Genomic DNA, 18,483 nt, shown 5'->3' with positions numbered 1-18,483 from the left:
GAGCCGGTTTCATGGGCGGTTCCCCCCTTCTCGACTGACCATCGCGGTTCCGGACCACTTCGTTAACCGGTTCAGTGTCGAACCACCCGATGGAGTGAGTACCGGTCGCGCCAACGCCTTGGGAGGCGGCCAGCCGTGACCCACCGTTCCACTGCCGGTTCCACCGGTTTGTACGACCCCGCTTACGAGCACGACGCCTGCGGAGTCGCCTTCGTCGCCGATCTCGCCGGTCGCCGAGATCATCAGATCGTGGCGAAAGCCCTGGTCGCACTGCGGAACCTGGAGCATCGCGGGGCGCGCGGCGCCGAACCCGACACCGGCGACGGCGCCGGACTGCTGATCCAGGTCCCGGACGCGTTCTTCCGCGAGGTCGTGGACTTCACGCTGCCCGAAGAGGGCGCGTACGCCGTCGGCACCGCGTTCCTGCCCCGCGACGAGAAGCGCCGTGGGCGCGCCATGACCACCATCGAGCGGATCGCCGCCGAGGAGGACATGCGCGTGGTCGGCTGGCGCGAGGTGCCCGTGGACGCCGCGCACTGCGGCCCCACCGCCGCCGAGACGCGGCCGCACTTCACGCAGCTGTTCCTGGCCGGGCGCCGGCACAACCGCGACGGCCTCGCGCTGGAGCGTTCCGCCTTCTGCGTGCGCAAGCGCGCCGAGCACGAGCTGGTCGAGGACGACGTGTACTTCCCGTCGCTGTCCTCGCGCACCATCGTCTACAAAGGAATGCTCACCGAGGACCAGGTCGAGCGGTTCTTCCTCGACCTGACCGACGAACGCGTGACGAGCGCCATCGGTCTCGTGCACTCCCGCTTCTCCACCAACACGTTCCCGTCGTGGCCGCTCGCGCACCCGTACCGCTACGTGGCGCACAACGGCGAGATCAACACGCTCAAGGGCAACCGCAACTGGATGGACGCCCGCGAGGCCTTGCTGGAGACGGATCTCATCCCCGGCGACCTCAAGCGCATCTACCCCGTCATCACGCGCGGCGCGAGTGACTCCGCCTCGTTCGACGAGGTGCTGGAGCTGCTGCACCTCGGCGGCCGTTCGCTCCCGCACTCGGTCCTCATGATGATTCCCGAGGCCTGGGAAAACCACCAGGAAATGGACCCCGCGCGCCGCGCGTTCTACGAGTTCCACTCCACGCTCATGGAGCCGTGGGACGGACCGGCGCTGGTGGCGTTCACCGACGGCGCGCAGATCGGCGCGGTCCTCGACCGCAACGGCCTGCGCCCCGGCCGCTACTGGGTCACCGACGACGGCCTCGTCGTGCTCGCCTCCGAGGTCGGCGTGCTCGAACTGGACCAGTCGACGATCGTGCGCAAGGGCCGGCTGGAGCCGGGCCGCATGTTCCTCGTCGACACCGTCGAAGGCCGGATCATCGAGGACGAGGAGATCAAGGGCCAGCTCGCCACCGCGCACCCGTACGACGAGTGGGTGGACAACGGCCTGCTGCGCCTGGAAGAACTGCCCGAGCGCGACCGCGAGGTGCCGCTGCACGCCGCGCTCGTGCGGCGTCAGCAGTCCTTCGGCTACACCGAGGAAGAGCTCGAGACCATTCTCGAGCCGATGGCCCGCACCGGTGCGGAGCCGATCGGCTCGATGGGCAACGACTCCCCGCTCGCGCCGCTGTCGTCGCGTTCCCGGCCGTTGTTCGACTACTTCATCCAGCTCTTCGCCCAGGTGACGAACCCGCCGCTGGACTCGATCCGGGAAGAGCTGATCACGGCGCTCGGCACGCAGGTCGGCGCGGAGCCGAACCTGCTCGACGCCGGCGCCGCGTCGTGCCGCCGCATCGTGCTGCCGTTCCCGGTGCTGGACAACGACCAGCTCGCCAAGCTCGTGCACGTCAACGACGACGGCAACCTGCCCGAGTTCCAGGCCGTCACGGTGCTCGGCCGCTACAACGTCCACGGCGGCGGCGAAGCGCTCGTGCAGCGGCTCGACGAGATCCGTTCCGAGGTGTCGGAGGCCATCGAGGACGGGGCGCGGCTGATCGTGCTGTCCGACCGCGGCGTCGACGAGAACCACGCGGCCATCCCGTCGCTGCTGCTGACCGGTGCCGTGCACCACCACCTCGTACGCGAGAAGACGCGCACGCAGGTGGGCCTCATCGTCGAGGCGGGCGACGCGCGCGAGGTGCACCACATCGCACTGCTCGTCGGCTACGGCGCGGCCGCGGTCAACCCGTACCTCGCGATGGCGACGGTCGAGGAGATGGCCCACCAGGGCCTGATCCCGGGCGTCACGGCGAAGCAGGCAACCGCGAACCTGATCAAGGCGCTCGGCAAGGGTGTGCGCAAGACGATGTCCAAGATGGGCGTCTCGACGGTCGCGTCCTACACCGGCGCGCAGATCTTCGAGGCCGTCGGCCTGGGTGCCGACATCGTCGACACCTGCTTCACCGCCACCACCTCGCGGCTCGGCGGCGTCGGGTTCGACACCATCGCCGACGAGGTCGAGCAGCGCCACCGCCGCGCGTTCCCGGGCGACGGAGTGCGCGCGAGCCACCGCGAGCTCGAGACCGGCGCTGACTACCAGTGGCGCCGCGAAGGCGAGCCGCACCTGTTCAACCCGCAGACGGTGTTCAAGCTCCAGCACTCCACGCGCAGCGGGAAGTACGAGGTCTTCAAGGAGTACACGAAGGCCGTCGACGACCAGTCCGAGAAGCTGCAGACACTGCGCGGGCTGTTCGACTTCAAGACCGGCGAGCGCCCGCCCGTGCCGATCGAGGAGGTCGAACCGGTCTCGGAGATCGTGAAGCGCTTCGCGACCGGCGCCATCTCCTACGGCTCGATCTCGATGGAGATGCACCAGACGCTGGCGATCGCGATGAACCGCCTCGGCGGCAAGTCCAACACCGGCGAGGGCGGCGAGGACGCCGAACGGCTCTACGACCCCGAGCGCCGCTCCGCGGTCAAGCAGGTCGCTTCGGGCCGCTTCGGTGTGACGAGCGAGTACCTCGTGAACGCCGACGACATCCAGATCAAGATGGCGCAGGGCGCGAAGCCCGGTGAAGGCGGGCAGCTGCCCGGCGCGAAGGTGTACCCGTGGATCGCGAAGACGCGGTACTCGACGCCGGGCGTCGGTCTCATTTCGCCGCCGCCGCACCACGACATCTATTCCATCGAGGACCTCGCCCAGCTGATCCACGACCTGAAGAACGCCAACCCGGCCGCGCGCATCCACGTGAAGCTCGTGTCCGAGGTCGGCGTCGGCACGGTCGCGGCGGGCGTGTCCAAGGCGCACGCCGACGTGGTGCTCATCTCGGGCCACGACGGCGGCACGGGTGCCTCGCCGCTGTCGTCGATCAAGCACGCGGGTGGCCCGTGGGAGCTGGGCCTGGCCGAGACGCAGCAGACGCTGCTGGCCAACCGCCTGCGCGACCGCATCGTGGTGCAGACCGACGGGCAGCTCAAGACCGGCCGCGACGTCGTGATCGCCGCGCTGCTCGGCGCCGAGGAGTTCGGCTTCGCGACCGCGCCGCTGGTGGTTTCGGGCTGCATCATGATGCGCGTGTGCCACCTCGACACCTGTCCGGTGGGCGTCGCGACGCAGAACCCCAAGCTGCGCGAGAAGTTCAGCGGCAAGGCCGAGTACGTGGTGAACTTCTTCGAGTTCATCGCCCAGGAGGTGCGCGAGTACCTGGCGGAGCTGGGTTTCCGGTCGATCGAAGAGGCCGTGGGCCACGCCGAGATGCTCGACAAGCGCAAGGCCGTGGACCACTGGAAGGCCGCCGGGCTCGACCTGTCGCCGATCTTCCACGTGCCGGAGCTGGCCCCGCGTGCGGTGCGCCACCAGACCGTGAAGCAGGACCACGGGCTCGACAAGGCGCTGGACAACACGCTGATCCAGCTCGCCGAGGGCGCGCTTTCTTCGGGTGACAAGGTGCGGCTGGAACTGCCGGTGCGCAACGTGAACCGCACCGTCGGCACGATGCTGGGCTCGGAGCTGACGAAGAAGTGGGGCGGCGAGGGCCTGCCGGACGACACGATCGACGTGACGTTCACCGGCACCGCCGGCCAGTCGTTCGGTGCGTTCGTGCCGAAGGGCATCACGCTGCGCCTCATCGGCGACGGCAACGACTACGTCGGCAAGGGCCTCTCGGGCGGACGGCTGATCGTGCGGCCGCCGAAGGAGGTCTCGTTCGCGGCCGAGGACCACATCATCGCGGGCAACGTGATCGCCTACGGCGCCACCAGCGGTGAGATCTTCATCCGCGGCAAGGTCGGCGAACGGTTCTGCGTCCGCAACTCGGGCGCGCTGGCCGTCGTCGAAGGCGTGGGCGACCACGGCGGCGAGTACATGACGGGCGGGCGCATGGTGGTGCTCGGCGCCGTCGGGCGCAACTTCGCGGCCGGCATGTCCGGCGGCATCGCCTACGTGCTCGACCTGCCGGCGCACCGCGTCAACCCGGAGATGGTCGACATCGACCCGCTCGACGCCGACGACACCGACTTCCTGCGCGAGACCGTGGAGAAGCACTACAACGAGACGGAGTCCGCGGTCGCGCGCGAGCTGCTCGCCGACTGGGACGCTGCCGTCGACCGGTTCGGCAAGGTCATGCCGAAGGACTACAAGCGAGTGCTCGCCGCTCAGGTGCAAGCCGAGCGGGACGGGCGCGATGTGAACGAGGCGATCATGGAGGCCGCACATGGCTGACCCCAAGGGCTTTCTGACCACCACCCGGGAAGAACCGAAGCGCCGTCCGGTCGATCTGCGGCTGATGGACTGGCGTGAGGTCTACGAGGACTTCGCGTCGACCAAGCTGGAGAAGCAGGCCGGGCGGTGCATGGACTGCGGGATCCCGTTCTGCCACCAGGGCTGTCCGCTCGGGAACCTGATTCCCGAGTGGAACACGCTGGTGTGGCGGGAAGACTGGCGCGAGGCAGCCGAGCGGCTGCACGCCACCAACAACTTCCCGGAGTTCACCGGCACGCTGTGCCCGGCGCCGTGCGAAACCGCGTGCGTGCTCGGCATCAACGACGACCCGGTGACGATCAAGCGCGTCGAGATCTCCATCATCGACCGGGCCTTCGCCGAAGGCTGGGTCACGCCGCAGATCCCGGTGGCGAAGACGGGCAAGAAGGTCGCCGTCGTCGGCTCCGGGCCGTCCGGGCTCGCCGCGGCGCAGCAGCTCACGCGAGCGGGCCACAGCGTGGTGGTCTACGAGCGGGCCGAGAAGATCGGCGGGCTGCTGCGCTTCGGCATCCCGGAGTTCAAGATGGAGAAGCACCGCCTCGACCGCCGGCTCGACCAGATGCGCGCCGAGGGCACGGAGTTCCGGACGTCGGTGAACGTCGGCGTGGACGTCACCGTCGAGGAACTGCGCTCGAACCACGACGCGGTGGTGCTCGCCGGCGGCGCGACCGCGTGGCGCGACCTGCCGATCGACGGGCGCGAGCACGACGGCATCCTGCAGGCGATGGAGTTCCTGCCGCCGGCCAACCGCGTCGCCTCGGGTGACCTCGACGAGGTCGAGTACTCCGCCGAGGGCCTCGACGTCGTGGTCATCGGCGGCGGCGACACGGGCGCGGACTGCGTCGGCACGGCGCATCGCCAGGGCGCTCGCTCCGTCACCCAGCTGGAGATCATGCCGCGGCCGCCGGAGTCCCGTTCGGACGCCCACCCGTGGCCGACGTACCCGATGATCTACCGGGTGACCTCGGCCCACGAGGAGGGCGGCGAGCGCCTGTACTCGGTGAACACGCAGGAGTTCCTGGCCGACGCCGACGGCCGCGTCCGCGCACTTCGCCTGGTCGAGGTGCGCAACGAGGGCGGCAAGTTCGTGCCCGTCGAGGGCACCGACACCGAGCTGCCCGCGCAGCTCGTGCTGCTGGCGATGGGTTTCGTCGGCCCGCAGCGCTCGGGCCTGCTGGAGGACCTCGGCGTCGACCTCGACCAGCGCGGCAACGTCTCGCGCGACAAGGACTTCCGCACGAGCGTCGACAACGTCTTCGTCGCCGGCGACATGGGCCGCGGCCAGTCGCTGATCGTCTGGGCCATCGCCGAGGGCCGCTCGTGCGCCGCCGGCGTCGACGCCTTCCTCACCGGCCGGGCCTTCCTCCCGGCTCCGATCGCGCCGACGGACCGGCCGATCGCGTGACCCCGTGGTGGGCGCACCAGCGTTGCTGCGCCCACCACGACCCCTCCCCCACCGAACGGTCAGCGGTCGTGGAGCCGATCCAGCGCCAGGAGGCCGGCGCCCAGCCGCCCGGCCTCGTCACCCAGCGAAGCCACGCGCAGTTCCGGCATGCGCTGGAACGTCAACGCCGAAGCCAGGTACTCGCGCACCGGATCAAGGACGTAGTCGGCCGCGGTGAACAACCCGCCGCCCAGCACGATCACCTCCGGCGCCAGCAGCGTCAGCAGGGTCTTCAGGCCGTGGCCGAGGCCGTCGAGCGCGTCGGAGACCACGGCCACCGCCGCTTCGTCGCCGTGGCGCGCGGCGTCGACCACGGGCTGCGCGCCGTCGGCCGGGCGGCCGGTCCGTTCGGTGTAGCGGCGCGCGATGGCCGACGCCGAGGAGATCGCCTCGAGACAGCCCGTGGCGCCGCAGCCGCAGACGATGCGGTGGCCCACGTCGATGTGGCCGACCTCGCCGGCCAGCCCGTGGGCCCGGTAGAGACGCCCGTCGAGCAGCAACGCGGCGGCGATCCCCGTGCCGACGGCGATGAACGCCGCGTCGGTGCAGCCCTTCCCCGCGCCCACGCGGAACTCCGCCAGCCCACCGGCGCTCACGTCGTGGCCGAACGCCACCGGCAGCCCCAGCCGGTTCTCCAGCAGGTCACCGAACGGGACGTCGCGCCAGTCGAGGTTGGCCGAGAACCGGGCGACGCGCGCCTGTTCGTCGACGATGCCCGGCACCACGACACCGACGGCGCCCGGCGAACCCGTGCCGGCCTGCTCCGCGAGCGAGGAAACGACCTCGGCCACCTGCTCGGCCAGCGCCGTGCCGTCCGCGCTTTTCGCCGTGGGCGCCCGGGTCGTCGCGAGCGCGTTCAGGTCCGCGTCGAGCAGGGCCGCCTTCACGGTCGTGCCGCCCACGTCCAATGCCGCCACCAATTCAGCCATACCGCGATTCTCACATCGGCCGCCTCACATCGACGTGACGTTCACCGGGAGTAGCAACAGCCACCTACGCTCCGCCACGCTTGAGGACGCTTCACCAGTCCAGGTCGCCGGTCATCTTCACGCCTTCCAGTCGGGGTGGCCCGGCATCGCCGGGGTCGTGGCCGTGTACAGCCAGTCGTGGAAAAACGTGCCGAGGTCACGCCCGGAGACACGTTCGGCCACGCCGACGTAGTCCTGCGTCGAGGCCGCGCGGCCCTGGAATTCGTCGAAGAAGGTGCGCTCGATGCGGTCGAAGATCGCCTGGCCGACGAGGCTGCGCAGCGCGTACAGCGTGAGCTTGCCGCCGAGATCCGTGCCGAACATGACCCCCGACGCGGAGTTCTGCCGGGCGACCGGGCCGTTCTGCTTCAGGATCTCGTTGTTCTGGGCGTACCCGGACTTCGCCTTGTCGTCGAACGGTTTCCCGCCGTGCTCGGAGTCGTAGAGGTCCTGGTAGAAGGTGGCGTGGCCCTCACTCAGCCACATGTCGTCCCAGTGGCGCACCGGCACGGCGTCGCCGAAGTACTCGTGTGTGAGCTCGTGCGCCATCGTCGACACCTCCTCGGGGTACGCGAGGGCCTCGGCGCTGTAGGTCGGCGTCGCCGCGGTCTCCAGGGCGAGGCCACCGCCGTAGAGGCGATCGACGCCGAGGGTGCCGGCGCTCGCGTACGGGTACGGGCGGCCCAGCCGCTGCTCCAGCCACGCGATCAGCTCCGGGGTCTTGCGGGCGGTGTCGAGCGCGGCCGGCTTCGCCGCCTTCGTCACGTAGCTGCGCACCGGCAGTCCGTGCGGACCCACCTGGTCGAGCTCGGTGAAGCGGCCGGCCGCCATCTGCACGACATCGGTGGCCGTGGGCCGGTCGACGCGGAACACCGAGGTCACGCGGTCGCCGGCGCGGTGCTTCCCGACGAGCGTGCCGCTGCCGACACCCTGCACGTCGGCCGGAGTGGTGATTCGCAAGGTGTAGGTGGCCGGGTCACCCGGCACGTCGTCAGACGGGAAGACCACGTGCTCACGATCGGTCTGCCCCATCACCGCGAACCCGTCCGGGGTGTTCTGCCAGACGCCGATGGCCTCGGCGAGGTCGGGTGGCAGCGGGTGCCCCGTGGGTGACTGCGGGCTCTTCGCCCGGTCGGCCACGTAGGCGATCCGCACGGTGAACGGCACCCCCTTGCGCAGCGCGCGGGCGGGCGTGATCACCAGCTTTTCGCCCTGCGTCGCGAACTTCGCGGCCCTGCCGTCGACTTGGACCGAGTGGATCCCCGCCACCGCGGAGTCGAGCCCGAAGGACGACAGCGACTGCGTGGCGACTGCGCGCATCGTCACCGCCGCGTCCATCGTGGTGACACCCGGCCGGTAGTCGAGGGAGACGTCGTAGTCACGCGCGTCGTAGCCGCCGTTGCCGAGGCCGGGGAACAGCCGCTCACCCGCGCTCAGCGCCCCGGGTGACGCGGAATCAGCCGTGGCGGCGCTCCCGGTGCCGGCCATCAGCACCGCGGCGAGCCCTGCCACCGCTGCGGTCTTCACGATCGTTTTCGCCATGCGCCCAGCCTGCCGAGTCTTCCGTCCCGCGCACATCGGCCGGGCAGCTCGAACGCGCTAACCGGAAAGTCGTACGGTGATCGCCGTGCGACTGCTACTTCTCGACGCCTGCCTGGCGATCGCGGTCGCGGGTGTGCTCGCGCTGGAGGCGCTGAACGGGGTCTCACGGCCCGCCCTGTGGCAGCTCACGATCGTGGCCGTGCTGGTGCTGTTGCTGCTGCGGCGCCGGTTCCCGCTGGTCACGATGCTGGCAATGGCGGTGCTGGCCTGGTTCGCCCCGCCCGCGCAGCTCGCCACGATCTTCACGCTGTACACGGTCGCCGCGCTTCGCGGGCCGAAGTGGCCGGCAGCGGTCGCTGTGGTCGCGGACCTGGTGGTGGCCCTCGCCACGTACCAGCCCAGCGATCTCCGGGGCTGGGAGGTCGTCGGCTTCGTCCTGGCCCTGACGCTGCTCCTGCCGCTGCTCGCGGGCCTGTGGATGCACCAGCGCGCCGTGCTGGTCGACGCCCTGCACGACCGCGCCGACCAGGCCGAACGCACACGCGACCTGCTCGCCGAACGCGCCGTGACGGCCGAACGCCGGCGGATCGCGCGCGAGATGCACGACGTGGTGGCCCACCGCGTGAGCATCGTCGCACTGCAGGCGGGCGCGTTGTCGGTGCGCGCGCCCGACGAGGAGACCGCCCGCCTCGCCGAGGTGATCCGCGAGTCGAGCGCCGCCGCGCTCACCGAGCTGCGCGACATCCTGCGGGTGCTGCGCGAGCAGGAGAACGAGCCGAAGACGCTGCCGAGCCCCACGCTCGACGGCGTCGCGCAGCTGGCGGGCGACCTCGCCGCGGCCGGCGCCGACGTCGACACCGAGGTGCCCGACCCGCTGCCGCAGGTGCCGGAAAAGGTGGGCCGGGCGGCGTACCGGATCGTGCAGGAGGCGCTGACCAACGCGGCGAAACACGCACCGGGTGCGCCGATCCGCGTCCGGCTGTCGCTCGACCGCGGCAAGCTCGTGGTCGAGGTCGCCAACGCGCTCGGCGCCTCGGCGGGCCTGCCCGGCGCGGGCTACGGCGTGATCGGCATGCGCGAGCGCGTGACGCTGGCCGGCGGCGCGCTGCGCGTCGGTCCCGATGGTTCGGGTGACTACGTGGTGCGCGCGGTGTTCCCGCTCGCCGGCGGGGCGTGAGATGAGGAGGACGCTGCGGTGATCAAGGTCGTGCTGCTGGACGACGAGGTGCTCGTGCGCAGCGGCATCCGGATGATCCTCGAGTCGGACCCGGAGATCCGCGTGGTCGCCGAGGCGGGCGACGGCGCCGGCGTCGCCGAGCTCGTGGCGCAGCACCGGCCCGACGTCGTGCTCACCGACATCCAGATGCCCGGCGTCGACGGCCTCGAGGTGACCCGCGTGGTCACGGCGCTGCCCGAGGCGCCGGCGGTGGTCGTGCTGACCACGTTCGACCTCGACGAGTACGTGCACACCGCGCTGCGCCGGGGCGCCACCGGGTTCCTGCTCAAGGACACGCCACCGCGCGACCTGGTCCGCGCCGTGCACGTGGTGCGCCGCGGCGAGGCGATGCTGTCGCCGGCCGTCACGCGGCGGCTGCTCGGCGAGTTCGCGTCGGGCGGGGCCACGGAGAGCGCGAAGGCGCGGCTGGCGGAGCTGACCTCCCGCGAACGCGAGGTCGCGGTGGCCGTCGCCGAGGGCTGGAGCAACGCGGTGATCGCCACGAACCTCGGCGTCAGCCAGGCGACGGTGAAGGTCCACCTGGGCCGGATCATGTCCAAAGTGGAGGCCACCAACCGCACCCAGGTCGCGATCCTCGTGCACGATGCTGGTCTCGCCTGAATTGTTATTTCGCAGGCGCTATCGCACCGGTTAGGATCTTCGTCGGGTCGGGGGATTCCACGAATGAATTCAGGGGACCCGTATGTCCGAATCGATCCTGCCGCCCAAGCCGACGGGGCCGAGCTACCAGGACGCGCCGCCGCCACCGCCGCCACCCGCGTCAGGCAAGACCAACGGCTACGCCATCACCTCACTGGTCCTGGCGATAGTTCCGCTGCTGAAGGTGGTCTTCGGCTTCGCGCCGGCGATCCCGGGGATCAGCCTGCTGCTGAGCGTGATCTTCGCCGTCGTGGCGCTGCGTCAGATCCGGCGCACCGGCGACGGCGGCCGCGGCCTGGCCATCGCCGGACTCGGCCTGTGCGGTGCGTGGCTGCTGGCGCTGATCATCACCGCCGGCAACTCCTCCAGTCCGAGCAGCGAAGACGCGGTGATCGACGAGGTGTCGGGTGGCGGCAACAGCGTGTTCTCGGCCGAGGTGGGCGAATGCTTCACCGGCTACGACAAGCTGACCAGCGACGTCGCCAAGGTTTCGTGCGACGTCCCGCACGCTGACGAGATCTACGCCGTGGTGCCTCTGCCGGATTCCGAGATCTATCCCGGCGACGCGGCCCTGTCCACGACGAGTCGCCAGTACTGCACCACCGCACAGTCGGGGTTCTTCGTCGACACCACGATGCCGGCAGACCTCGTGATGGGCACGTACTACCCGCAGGCACAGTCGTGGTTGAACCAGAACCACTCGGTCATCTGCACGCTGGAGTCGAAGTCGGGCGTACTGAAGGCCCCAGTGGTGCACTAGCGCTTCAGGGCGCGCCGGGCGGAACGAAGGGCAATCCGTCCGGTGCCCCGTTGTCCAGCAGCCGCATGATTCGCTCAGTGTCCACTTCGGACTCGATCGCGTCGGCGAGGCGCTCCAGCATGTCCTCGCGCAAGGCCGCGAACCCTGGCGCGCCGTCGACCGGCGCCCACTCGACGCCGGCCTGAGCGGCCACTTCCGTCAGCCAGGCGCGGCGGAAGCCGTCGTTCTCGAAGGCGCCGTGCCAGGTCGTGCCCCAGACGGAGCCGACGCGGTGACCGTCCAGAAAGGACTCCGCTTCGGCGCGCGACGCCGTGCCGTGGTGAATCTCGTAGGCCTCGACCCGGTGGCCGCGCCACTCGCCGGTGGGGCGGCCGAGCACTTTCTCCCCCGCGAACGTGACGTCGGTCGGCAGCAGTCCGAGGCCGTCGACCGTGCCGGCGTGTGACTCGACGTCGTCGTGGATGGTGGCCGCGAGCATCTGGTAGCCGCCGCAGATGCCGAGCACGGGGCGGCCGGCGGCGGCGCGCGCGGTCACCGCGTCGGCGAGACCCCGCGAACGCAGCCAGCGCAGATCGTCCACGGTGGCGCGGGAACCGGGCAGCACCACCAGATCCGCCGCGGCGACCGTGTCCGGGTCGGCCGTGAGGCTCACCGTCACGCCGGGTTCGGCGGCCAGGGCGTCGACGTCAGTGGCGTTCGAGGCGCGCGGGAAGCGCACCACGGCCACGCGCAGCCCGCCGCCACGCGGGGCTTCGTGGCGCCAGCCCGCGGCAGCCAGTGCGTCTTCGGAGTCGATCCACACGCGGTCGAGCCACGGCAGCACCCCGAGCACGGGCCGGCCGGTCACGTCTTCGAGGCTCTTCAGCCCCGGGCGCAGCAGGCCGACGTCGCCGCGGAACTTGTTGACCACCCAGCCCGCCACCAGCGCCTGGTCTTCGGGCGACAGCAGCGCGAGCGTGCCGAACATCGCCGCCAGCACGCCGCCGCGGTCGATGTCGCCGACCACGAGCACCGGCAGCGAAAACCGCCGCGCCAGGCCCAGGTTCACGTAGTCGCCGCCGCGCAGGTTGATCTCGGCGGGGCTGCCCGCGCCCTCGCAGACGACCATGTCGAAGCGGGAGCTCAGGTCCTCGAACGCGCCGAACGCGATCTCCGCCAGCCCCGCGCGGCCGGTCGCGTACTCGCCGGCTTCCAGCGTGCCGAACGGTTTCCCGAGCGCGATCACGTGGCTGCGCCGGTCGCTGCCCGGCTTGAGCAGCACGGGGTTCATCGCCGCTTCGGGCTCGACACGCGCGGCGCGGGCCTGCAGCCACTGCGCGCGGCCGATCTCGGCCCCGTCCGCGCAGACCATCGAGTTGTTCGACATGTTCTGCGACTTGAACGGCGCCACCCGCACGCCGCGGCGCGCGAGCCAGCGGCAGATCCCGGCCGTGACCAAGCTCTTCCCCGCGTCGGACGTGGTGCCGGCGACCAGCAGCCCGCTCATCGGGCCACCGCCACCGCGGCCGCCACCAGGGCCGCGGCCGCGCCGACCACACGCGACAACCGCACCGCGTGACGCAGGTCGACCGGCTGCGGCGCACGGCCGTCACCGAGTGTGCCGCGGTCCTCGACCTCGCCGCCGTAGCTGTTGGTGCCGCCCAGGCGCAGCCCGAGCGCGCCGGCGAACGCGGCCTCGACCTGGCCGGCGTTGGGACTCGGGTGGTGCGAGCCGTAGCGCCGCCACGCCCGCAGCGACGCCCGGACCTGCCCGCCCGCGAGCGGCGCGGACACCGCGGTGAGCACGGCGCCGGCCCGCGACGGAACGAGGTTGACAACGTCGTCGAGACGCGCCGCCGCCCAGCCGAAGTTGCGATGCCGCAGCGAGCGGTAGCCGACCATCGCGTCGAGCGTGTTGAGCGCGCGGTAGCCGAGCAGGCCGGGGAGGCCGGCGACGGCACCCCACAGCAGCGGCGCGACCACGGCGTCGGACGTGTTCTCGGCGATCGACTCGGTGGCCGCGCGCGTGAGCTCCGCGGAGTCCAGTTCCGTCGCGTCGCGCGCGCAGAGGTGCGACAGCCGGGCTCGCGCGGCGGGCACGTCACCGGTGTCGAGCAGCCGGGCCATCTCGCGGCCCTCCGACGCGAGCCCGCGGCCGCCGAGCACAACCCACGTCGCGGCGGCAGTGAGGGCGAAGCGCGCGAAGGGACGCCGGCGCGTGCTCAACTGGGCGGCCACTCCCAGGCCGGTTGCGGCCCCCGCGCACACCGCCGCGTACGCCGCTCCGCGCGGCTTCGAGTCGGCCCACCAGCGACGTTCCAGCGCGCCGGCCCAGCTGCCGAACACCGCGACCGGGTGCCCGCGGCGGGGGTCACCGAAGAGTGAGTCGGCCGCATATCCGGTGATCAGGCCGGCCGCTGTGACGGCTTGTCGGAGTGGCACGTGGCGAACGGTAGCGCGTGCACGAGAATGCCGGGTATGACCAAGCTGACGCACCGGCTCGCCGGGTATCTCGAGACCCTGGCGCAAACCCTCCGCCGGTACGGACGCGACGACGGCAAGGTGCTGGTCCTCGGCGGTGTCCGCTCGGGGAAGTCGAGGCACGCGGAGCGGCTCGTCGCGCACCACACGCACCTCGTGTACGTGGCCCCCGGCCTTCCCCCGAGCGACGACGACCCCGAGTGGGCCGCCCGCGTCGCCGCGCACAAGGCCCGGCGCCCGCGCCACTGGACCACGGTGGAGACCACCGACCTGGCGACCGTGCTGCGCACGGCGACGAGCCCGTTGCTCATCGACTGCCTCGGCACGTGGCTCTCGCGCGTGCTCGACGAGGTCGGCGCGTGGACGGGCAAGCCCGGCTGGGAGCGCCGTCTCGACGACCGGCTCGAGGACTTCCTGGCCGCGTGGACCCAGGCGCGGGTGCCCGTGGTGGCCGTGAGCAACGAGGTCGGCAGCGGTGTGGTGCCCGCTACGTCGTCCGGACGGCTGTTCCGTGATGTGCTGGGCGCACTCAACAACCGGGTGTCCGCCGAGTCCGACCGTTGCCTGCTGGTCATCGCCGGGCGGGTGCTCGACCTGCCGTAAGGAGTCCGCCGTGCCGCGTTTCGACATCCCCGTGCCCGACGCCGCCGCCCGCGCCGCCGCGCAGGAGCGCCTCGACGGCCTGGTGAAGCCACTCGGCGCACTGGGCCGGCTCGAGGAGCTGGCCGCGTGGCTCAGCGCCGCCCACGGCGTGGTGCCACCGCGTCCGCTGGACGACGTGCGGGTGGTCGTCTTCGCGGGCGACCACGGGGTGTCGGCGCAGTCGGCCTACCCGCGCGAGGTCACGGCGGCGATGGTGCGGGTGTTCCTGGCCGGGCGCAGTGGCGTCACGGTGCTCGCCGCGCAGGTCGGCGCTCGGGTGCGCGTGGCGGACATCGCGGTCGATTGGGATGCTTCGGACGTTCCGGCCTCCGTGACCGCGCATAAGATCCGCCGTGGCTCGGGCGCCATCGACGTCGAGGACGCCCTCGCCCCGGGTGAGGCGCTCGCCGCGTTCGAGGCGGGACGCGCCATCGCGGCGGAGGAGGCCGACGCGGATCTGCTCATTCCGGGCGACATGGGCATCGGCAACACGACGATGTGCGCGGCCCTCGTCGCGGCCACGCTGGGCCTGCCCGCGGCCGAGGTCGTCGGCACGGGCACCGGCGTGTCCGGGGCGGCGCTGGACGCGAAGACGGCCGTGGTCGAGGCCGCGGTGCAGCGCGCCGCGGGGCGGGTGACCGATCCGTTCGAGCGGCTGACTGCGCTGGGCAGCGCCTGCGTCGCGGCCACGGCGGGGTTCCTGGTCGAAGCCGCCGTATGCGGCATCCCCGTGCTGCTCGACGGCATCTTCTCCAGCGCGGCCGCCCTGGTCGCCCGCGACATCGCGCCGGGCGCCAAGCAGTGGTGGCTCGCCGGGCACCGCTCGACGGAGCCTTCGCAGGCGTTCGCGTTGAAGGCCCTGGGCCTGACGCCGATCCTCGACCTGGGCCTGCGCCTCGGCGAAGGCAGCGGCGCCGTCCAGGCCGTTCCGACGCTGCGTGCGGCGCGGGCGATCATCGCGGACATGGGGTTGCTGGCGGATCTCGCGTGAGGGCTGCCTGCGAGGACCTGGGAGCAGCCGGAGCGCGGGTCGAAGGATTCGGACGGCCGTCTGTGGCGGCGCGGCGCGGCGCCGCGAGGACGTCGGCCGCTCTCGGGTGCCACGGTTGCGCCGGGCTGCGAGTGGGGAGCCGGTGAAGCTCGGCGACGCGCTGCGGCTGGCCGTCGGCACCCTGACCACCGTGCCCGTGCCGGCCCCGCGCGTCATCGATCGCGGGGTGGCCGGGGCAGCGATGGTGCTGGGCCCGGTCGCGGCGCTCCCCCTCGCCGCGGCCGCGGGCCTGGTCGTGGCCGGCGGTGTGGCCGTGGGCCTGCCCGCGCTCGCCGTTGCCGCCCTCGCGCTGGGCGTTGTGGCTCTGGGCAGCCGCGGCCTGCACCTCGACGGGCTGGCCGACACCGCGGACGGGCTCGGCGCCTCCTACGACCGCGCCAAAGCCCTCGACGTCATGCGCCGCGGCGACTCGGGCCCGACCGGAGTCGCGACGCTCGTCTTCGTCCTCCTCGTGCAGGCCGGCGCTCTGACCGGCGCCGTGTCGGCGGACCACGGCGCCGTGGCCGCCGTGGTCTCCGTGCTGGCGGGCCGGTGCACGCTGTCGATGTCGTGCGCGCGCGGCGTGCCGTCCGCCCGGCCGGAGGGGCTTGGTGCGACGGTGGCGGGATCCGTGCCGCGGGTGATCGCGGTGGCCGTCGGTCTGGTGGCCGCCGCGCTCGCCGCACTGGCGCCCGGTTTGCCGTGGTGGCAAGGGGTGGCCGCGGTCGGCGCCGGGTACTTCGTCGCGGCGGCCTTGCTCGCCCGATGCGTCCGGCGCCTGGGCGGAATCACCGGTGACGTCCTCGGCGCCGGTGTCGAAACGGCGGTGGCGGCGGCGCTGCTCACGCTCGCCGTCTGAGCCGCACCCGGTGCCGGTCGACGACGACGGTGGGGCTAGCCGAATGTGAACACGTACGCCCCGGCGCCGGGTTCGAGGAAGGTGATCTCCAGCGTCCGCTCACGGACCTCGTCGTGCTGGCGCACGAGGTGGTGGAGGCGGGCGTCCCGGAGCAAGCCGTGCCCGTCCGCGTCGACGTCCACACCGTGTGCCGGGCCCGGTGCTTCGCCGTCGAGGGTCACGCGGAAGGGAATCGGCGCTCCCGCACCGCGACCCAGCACGACATGCGCGTCGCGCGCGTGGAACCGGTAGGTGATGCTCCCGCCGGCCTGGGCGAGCACGACGCTCTCGGGCCCGATCGTCCACACGCCGGCGAGGGCCCAGGTGCCGAGGCGCACGCCCTGCGGCGGGAGCTCGTAGGTGCGTTGTTCGTCGAACCCGACGCGGCCCGGCGACGCGAAGTGCTCACCACGCGCGTAGCCGAGATACGTCTCGGGCGTCCGCAGGTGATCCCAGTCGGCCTCGGCCTCCACGCCGTGCCCGGCGACGGAGACGAGCTCTCGCTCGACGCCGAGCAGCCGCTGGATGACGCGCTCCGACTGCTCGTAGCGTCCTTCACCGAAGTGGTGGTCGCGGATGACGCCGTGGGCGTCCACGAGGTAGAGCGCCGGCCAGTAGTGGTTGTCGAACGCGCTCCAGATGGCGTAGTCGTTGTCGACGGTGACCGGGTAGTCGATTCCCCGCTCGGACGTCGCCTGGCGCACGCGGTCGATCTCGTGCTCGAACGAGAACTCCGGCGTGTGGACTCCGACGACGATCAACCCGTCGTCCCGATAGGCCCGCGACCAGGCGCGGACGTAGGGCGCCTGGCGCAGCCAGTTGATGCAGGTCAGCGTCCAGAAGTTGACGACGACGGCGTGGCCGGCCAGCTCGGCGGGGCCGAGTGGCCCGGAGTTGAGCCACTCGGCCCCGCCGAGTGCGGGCATGTTCGCGCGCGCGGACACCGACATCTAACGCACCGAGCGCAATCCGGCGCGAACCTCGGAAGCGAACAGCTTCGGCTGCTCCCAGGCGGCGAAGTGCCCGCCCTTGTCGAGCCGGTTGTAGTGGATGAGCCGGGGATAAGCCTCCTCGGCCCAGCTCCGCGGCACCTGGTAGAGCTCGTCGGGGAAGACGCTCACCGCCACCGGGACGGAGACGCCCTTCGGGTCGAAGAAGCCGAGCTTGTTCTCCCGGTAGAGACGTCCCGAAGAGACCCCCGTGTTCGTCAGCCAGTAGTGGGTGATGTTGTCGAGCACGTCGTCGCGGGTCAGTCCCTCGGACTGCCCGTCGAAGACCCGGGCGATCAGCGCCAGGCTGGCCGAGTCGTGGTCGAGCATCCAGGCGGCGAGGCCGATGGGCGAATCGGCGATTCCGTAGAGCGTCTGCGGGTGGGTCCCCATCTCGAGGGCGTAGGCCACGTCTGTCGCGAAGAAGTCCCTGAGCTTTTCGTAGAGACGTGTTCCTTCCTCGGACAGATCGGGTGGCGCCGGGCCGCCGGACTGCACGGCCTGGGCGACGTCGGGGCGGACGGCGCCGGGGAAATTGGTGTGGATGCCGATCAGGCCTGCCGGCGCCTGCGCACCCATCAGATCGACGATCTGCCCGCCCCAATCGCCGCCCGAGGCGACGTAGTTGTCGTATCCCAGGCGCTTCATCAACTCTGCCCAGGCGCGCGCGATGTGCTCGGGGCCCCAGCCGGTGACGGCGGGCTTGCCCGAGAACCCGTAGCCGGGCATCGACGGGATCACCAGGTGGAAAGCGTCCGCTTCGCTCGCGCCATGGGCCGTGGGATCGGTCAGCGGACCGATGATCTTCAGCTGCTCGATGACCGAGCCGGGCCAGCCGTGCGCGACGAGGAGCGGCAACGCGTCTTCGTGTTTCGAGCGAACGTGGATGAAGTGGATGTCGAGGCCGTCGATCTCGGTGATGAAGTGCGGGAGGGCCTTCAGTCTCTCCTCGCACCTGCGCCAGTCGTACTCCGTCGCCCAATAACGGGCGAGCGCCTGCATCGTCTCGAGCTGTACGCCCTGCGAGAGGTCCGAGACGGGTTCCTTTTCGGGCCAGCGAGTGGCCATGACGCGCGCACGCAGATCTTCGAGATCCGCATCGGACGTCTCGACCGTGAACGGCCGGATCGCTTGATCGTGCGCTGCCCCTTCAGTCGTGACAGACATGCG

General features: G+C 71.5%; 14 protein-coding genes. 8 read left to right on the top strand and 6 right to left on the bottom strand.

Features of this window, described 5'->3' with window-relative positions; all coding sequences use genetic code 11:
- Positions 1-135: 135 nt before the first annotated feature.
- The gene (gene gltB / locus QRX50_RS20475; protein WP_285973530.1) at positions 136-4,665 is read left to right on the top strand and encodes a glutamate synthase large subunit; all 4,530 of its coding nucleotides are present in this window, start codon (positions 136-138) and stop codon (positions 4,663-4,665) included.
- The gene (locus QRX50_RS20470; protein ID WP_285973529.1) at positions 4,658-6,109 is read left to right on the top strand and encodes a glutamate synthase subunit beta; all 1,452 of its coding nucleotides are present in this window, start codon (positions 4,658-4,660) and stop codon (positions 6,107-6,109) included. The genes gltB and QRX50_RS20470 overlap by 8 nt, the downstream gene beginning before the upstream one ends.
- A gap of 59 nt (positions 6,110-6,168) precedes the next feature.
- Here QRX50_RS20470 and QRX50_RS20465 read toward each other — a convergent pair whose 3' ends face one another.
- Together QRX50_RS20465 and QRX50_RS20460 are read right to left on the bottom strand one after the other, a co-directional pair.
- Positions 6,169-7,077, bottom strand: a complete 909-nt coding sequence (locus tag QRX50_RS20465; protein WP_285973528.1) for an ROK family protein — start codon at positions 7,075-7,077, stop codon at positions 6,169-6,171.
- A 117-nt stretch (positions 7,078-7,194) separates the two neighbouring features.
- Complete coding sequence (locus QRX50_RS20460; protein ID WP_285973527.1) at positions 7,195-8,658, bottom strand: M1 family metallopeptidase; 1,464 nt, start codon at positions 8,656-8,658, stop codon at positions 7,195-7,197.
- Positions 8,659-8,743: 85 nt separating this feature from the next.
- Between QRX50_RS20460 and QRX50_RS20455 the strand changes: the two genes are divergently transcribed.
- The 3 genes from QRX50_RS20455 to QRX50_RS20445 all read left to right on the top strand — a co-directional run bounded on the left by QRX50_RS20455 (position 8,744) and on the right by QRX50_RS20445 (position 11,294).
- The gene (locus QRX50_RS20455) at positions 8,744-9,835 is read left to right on the top strand and encodes a sensor histidine kinase (RefSeq protein WP_285973526.1); all 1,092 of its coding nucleotides are present in this window, start codon (positions 8,744-8,746) and stop codon (positions 9,833-9,835) included.
- 72 nt (positions 9,836-9,907) lie between these two features.
- Positions 9,908-10,495: a response regulator gene (locus QRX50_RS20450; RefSeq protein ID WP_434533351.1), complete on the top strand. Its 588-nt coding sequence runs from the start codon at positions 9,908-9,910 to the stop codon at positions 10,493-10,495.
- An 82-nt stretch (positions 10,496-10,577) separates the two neighbouring features.
- Positions 10,578-11,294 carry a DUF4190 domain-containing protein gene (locus tag QRX50_RS20445; protein ID WP_285973524.1) on the top strand — a complete coding sequence of 239 codons (717 nt, stop codon included), beginning with the start codon at positions 10,578-10,580 and terminating at the stop codon, positions 11,292-11,294.
- Positions 11,295-11,298: 4 nt separating this feature from the next.
- Here the strand turns inward: QRX50_RS20445 and QRX50_RS20440 are convergent, their stop codons facing one another.
- Positions 11,299-12,780 carry a cobyric acid synthase gene (locus QRX50_RS20440; RefSeq protein ID WP_285973523.1) on the bottom strand — a complete coding sequence of 494 codons (1,482 nt, stop codon included), beginning with the start codon at positions 12,778-12,780 and terminating at the stop codon, positions 11,299-11,301.
- The gene (locus QRX50_RS20435; protein WP_285973522.1) at positions 12,777-13,715 is read right to left on the bottom strand and encodes a cobalamin biosynthesis protein; all 939 of its coding nucleotides are present in this window, start codon (positions 13,713-13,715) and stop codon (positions 12,777-12,779) included. The genes QRX50_RS20440 and QRX50_RS20435 overlap by 4 nt, the downstream gene beginning before the upstream one ends.
- 36 nt (positions 13,716-13,751) lie before the next feature.
- Here QRX50_RS20435 and QRX50_RS20430 point away from each other — a divergent pair, with 36 nt between their 5' ends.
- The 3 genes from QRX50_RS20430 (at position 13,752) to QRX50_RS20420 (ending at position 16,285) form a co-directional block, all read left to right on the top strand.
- The gene (locus QRX50_RS20430; RefSeq protein WP_285973521.1) at positions 13,752-14,357 is read left to right on the top strand and encodes a bifunctional adenosylcobinamide kinase/adenosylcobinamide-phosphate guanylyltransferase; all 606 of its coding nucleotides are present in this window, start codon (positions 13,752-13,754) and stop codon (positions 14,355-14,357) included.
- Positions 14,358-14,367: 10 nt separating this feature from the next.
- Positions 14,368-15,387: a nicotinate-nucleotide--dimethylbenzimidazole phosphoribosyltransferase gene (gene cobT, locus QRX50_RS20425; protein ID WP_285973520.1), complete on the top strand. Its 1,020-nt coding sequence runs from the start codon at positions 14,368-14,370 to the stop codon at positions 15,385-15,387.
- 166 nt (positions 15,388-15,553) lie between these two features.
- The gene (locus tag QRX50_RS20420; RefSeq protein WP_285974516.1) at positions 15,554-16,285 is read left to right on the top strand and encodes an adenosylcobinamide-GDP ribazoletransferase; all 732 of its coding nucleotides are present in this window, start codon (positions 15,554-15,556) and stop codon (positions 16,283-16,285) included.
- 35 nt (positions 16,286-16,320) lie between these two features.
- On the opposite strand, the gene QRX50_RS20415 is transcribed toward QRX50_RS20420, so the two are convergent.
- A complete protein-coding gene (locus tag QRX50_RS20415; RefSeq protein WP_285973519.1) occupies positions 16,321-17,274 on the bottom strand; it encodes a redoxin family protein in 954 nt (317 codons plus the stop codon).
- A complete protein-coding gene (locus tag QRX50_RS20410) occupies positions 17,275-18,480 on the bottom strand; it encodes an epoxide hydrolase family protein (RefSeq protein ID WP_285973518.1) in 1,206 nt (401 codons plus the stop codon). It abuts the gene before it with no gap.
- Between the last annotated feature and the right edge of the window lie 3 nt (positions 18,481-18,483).

The organism is Amycolatopsis sp. 2-15, from assembly GCF_030285625.1.
Classification (GTDB): domain Bacteria; phylum Actinomycetota; class Actinomycetes; order Mycobacteriales; family Pseudonocardiaceae; genus Amycolatopsis; species Amycolatopsis carbonis.
This window is presented reverse-complemented; position numbering and strand designations above follow the sequence as displayed.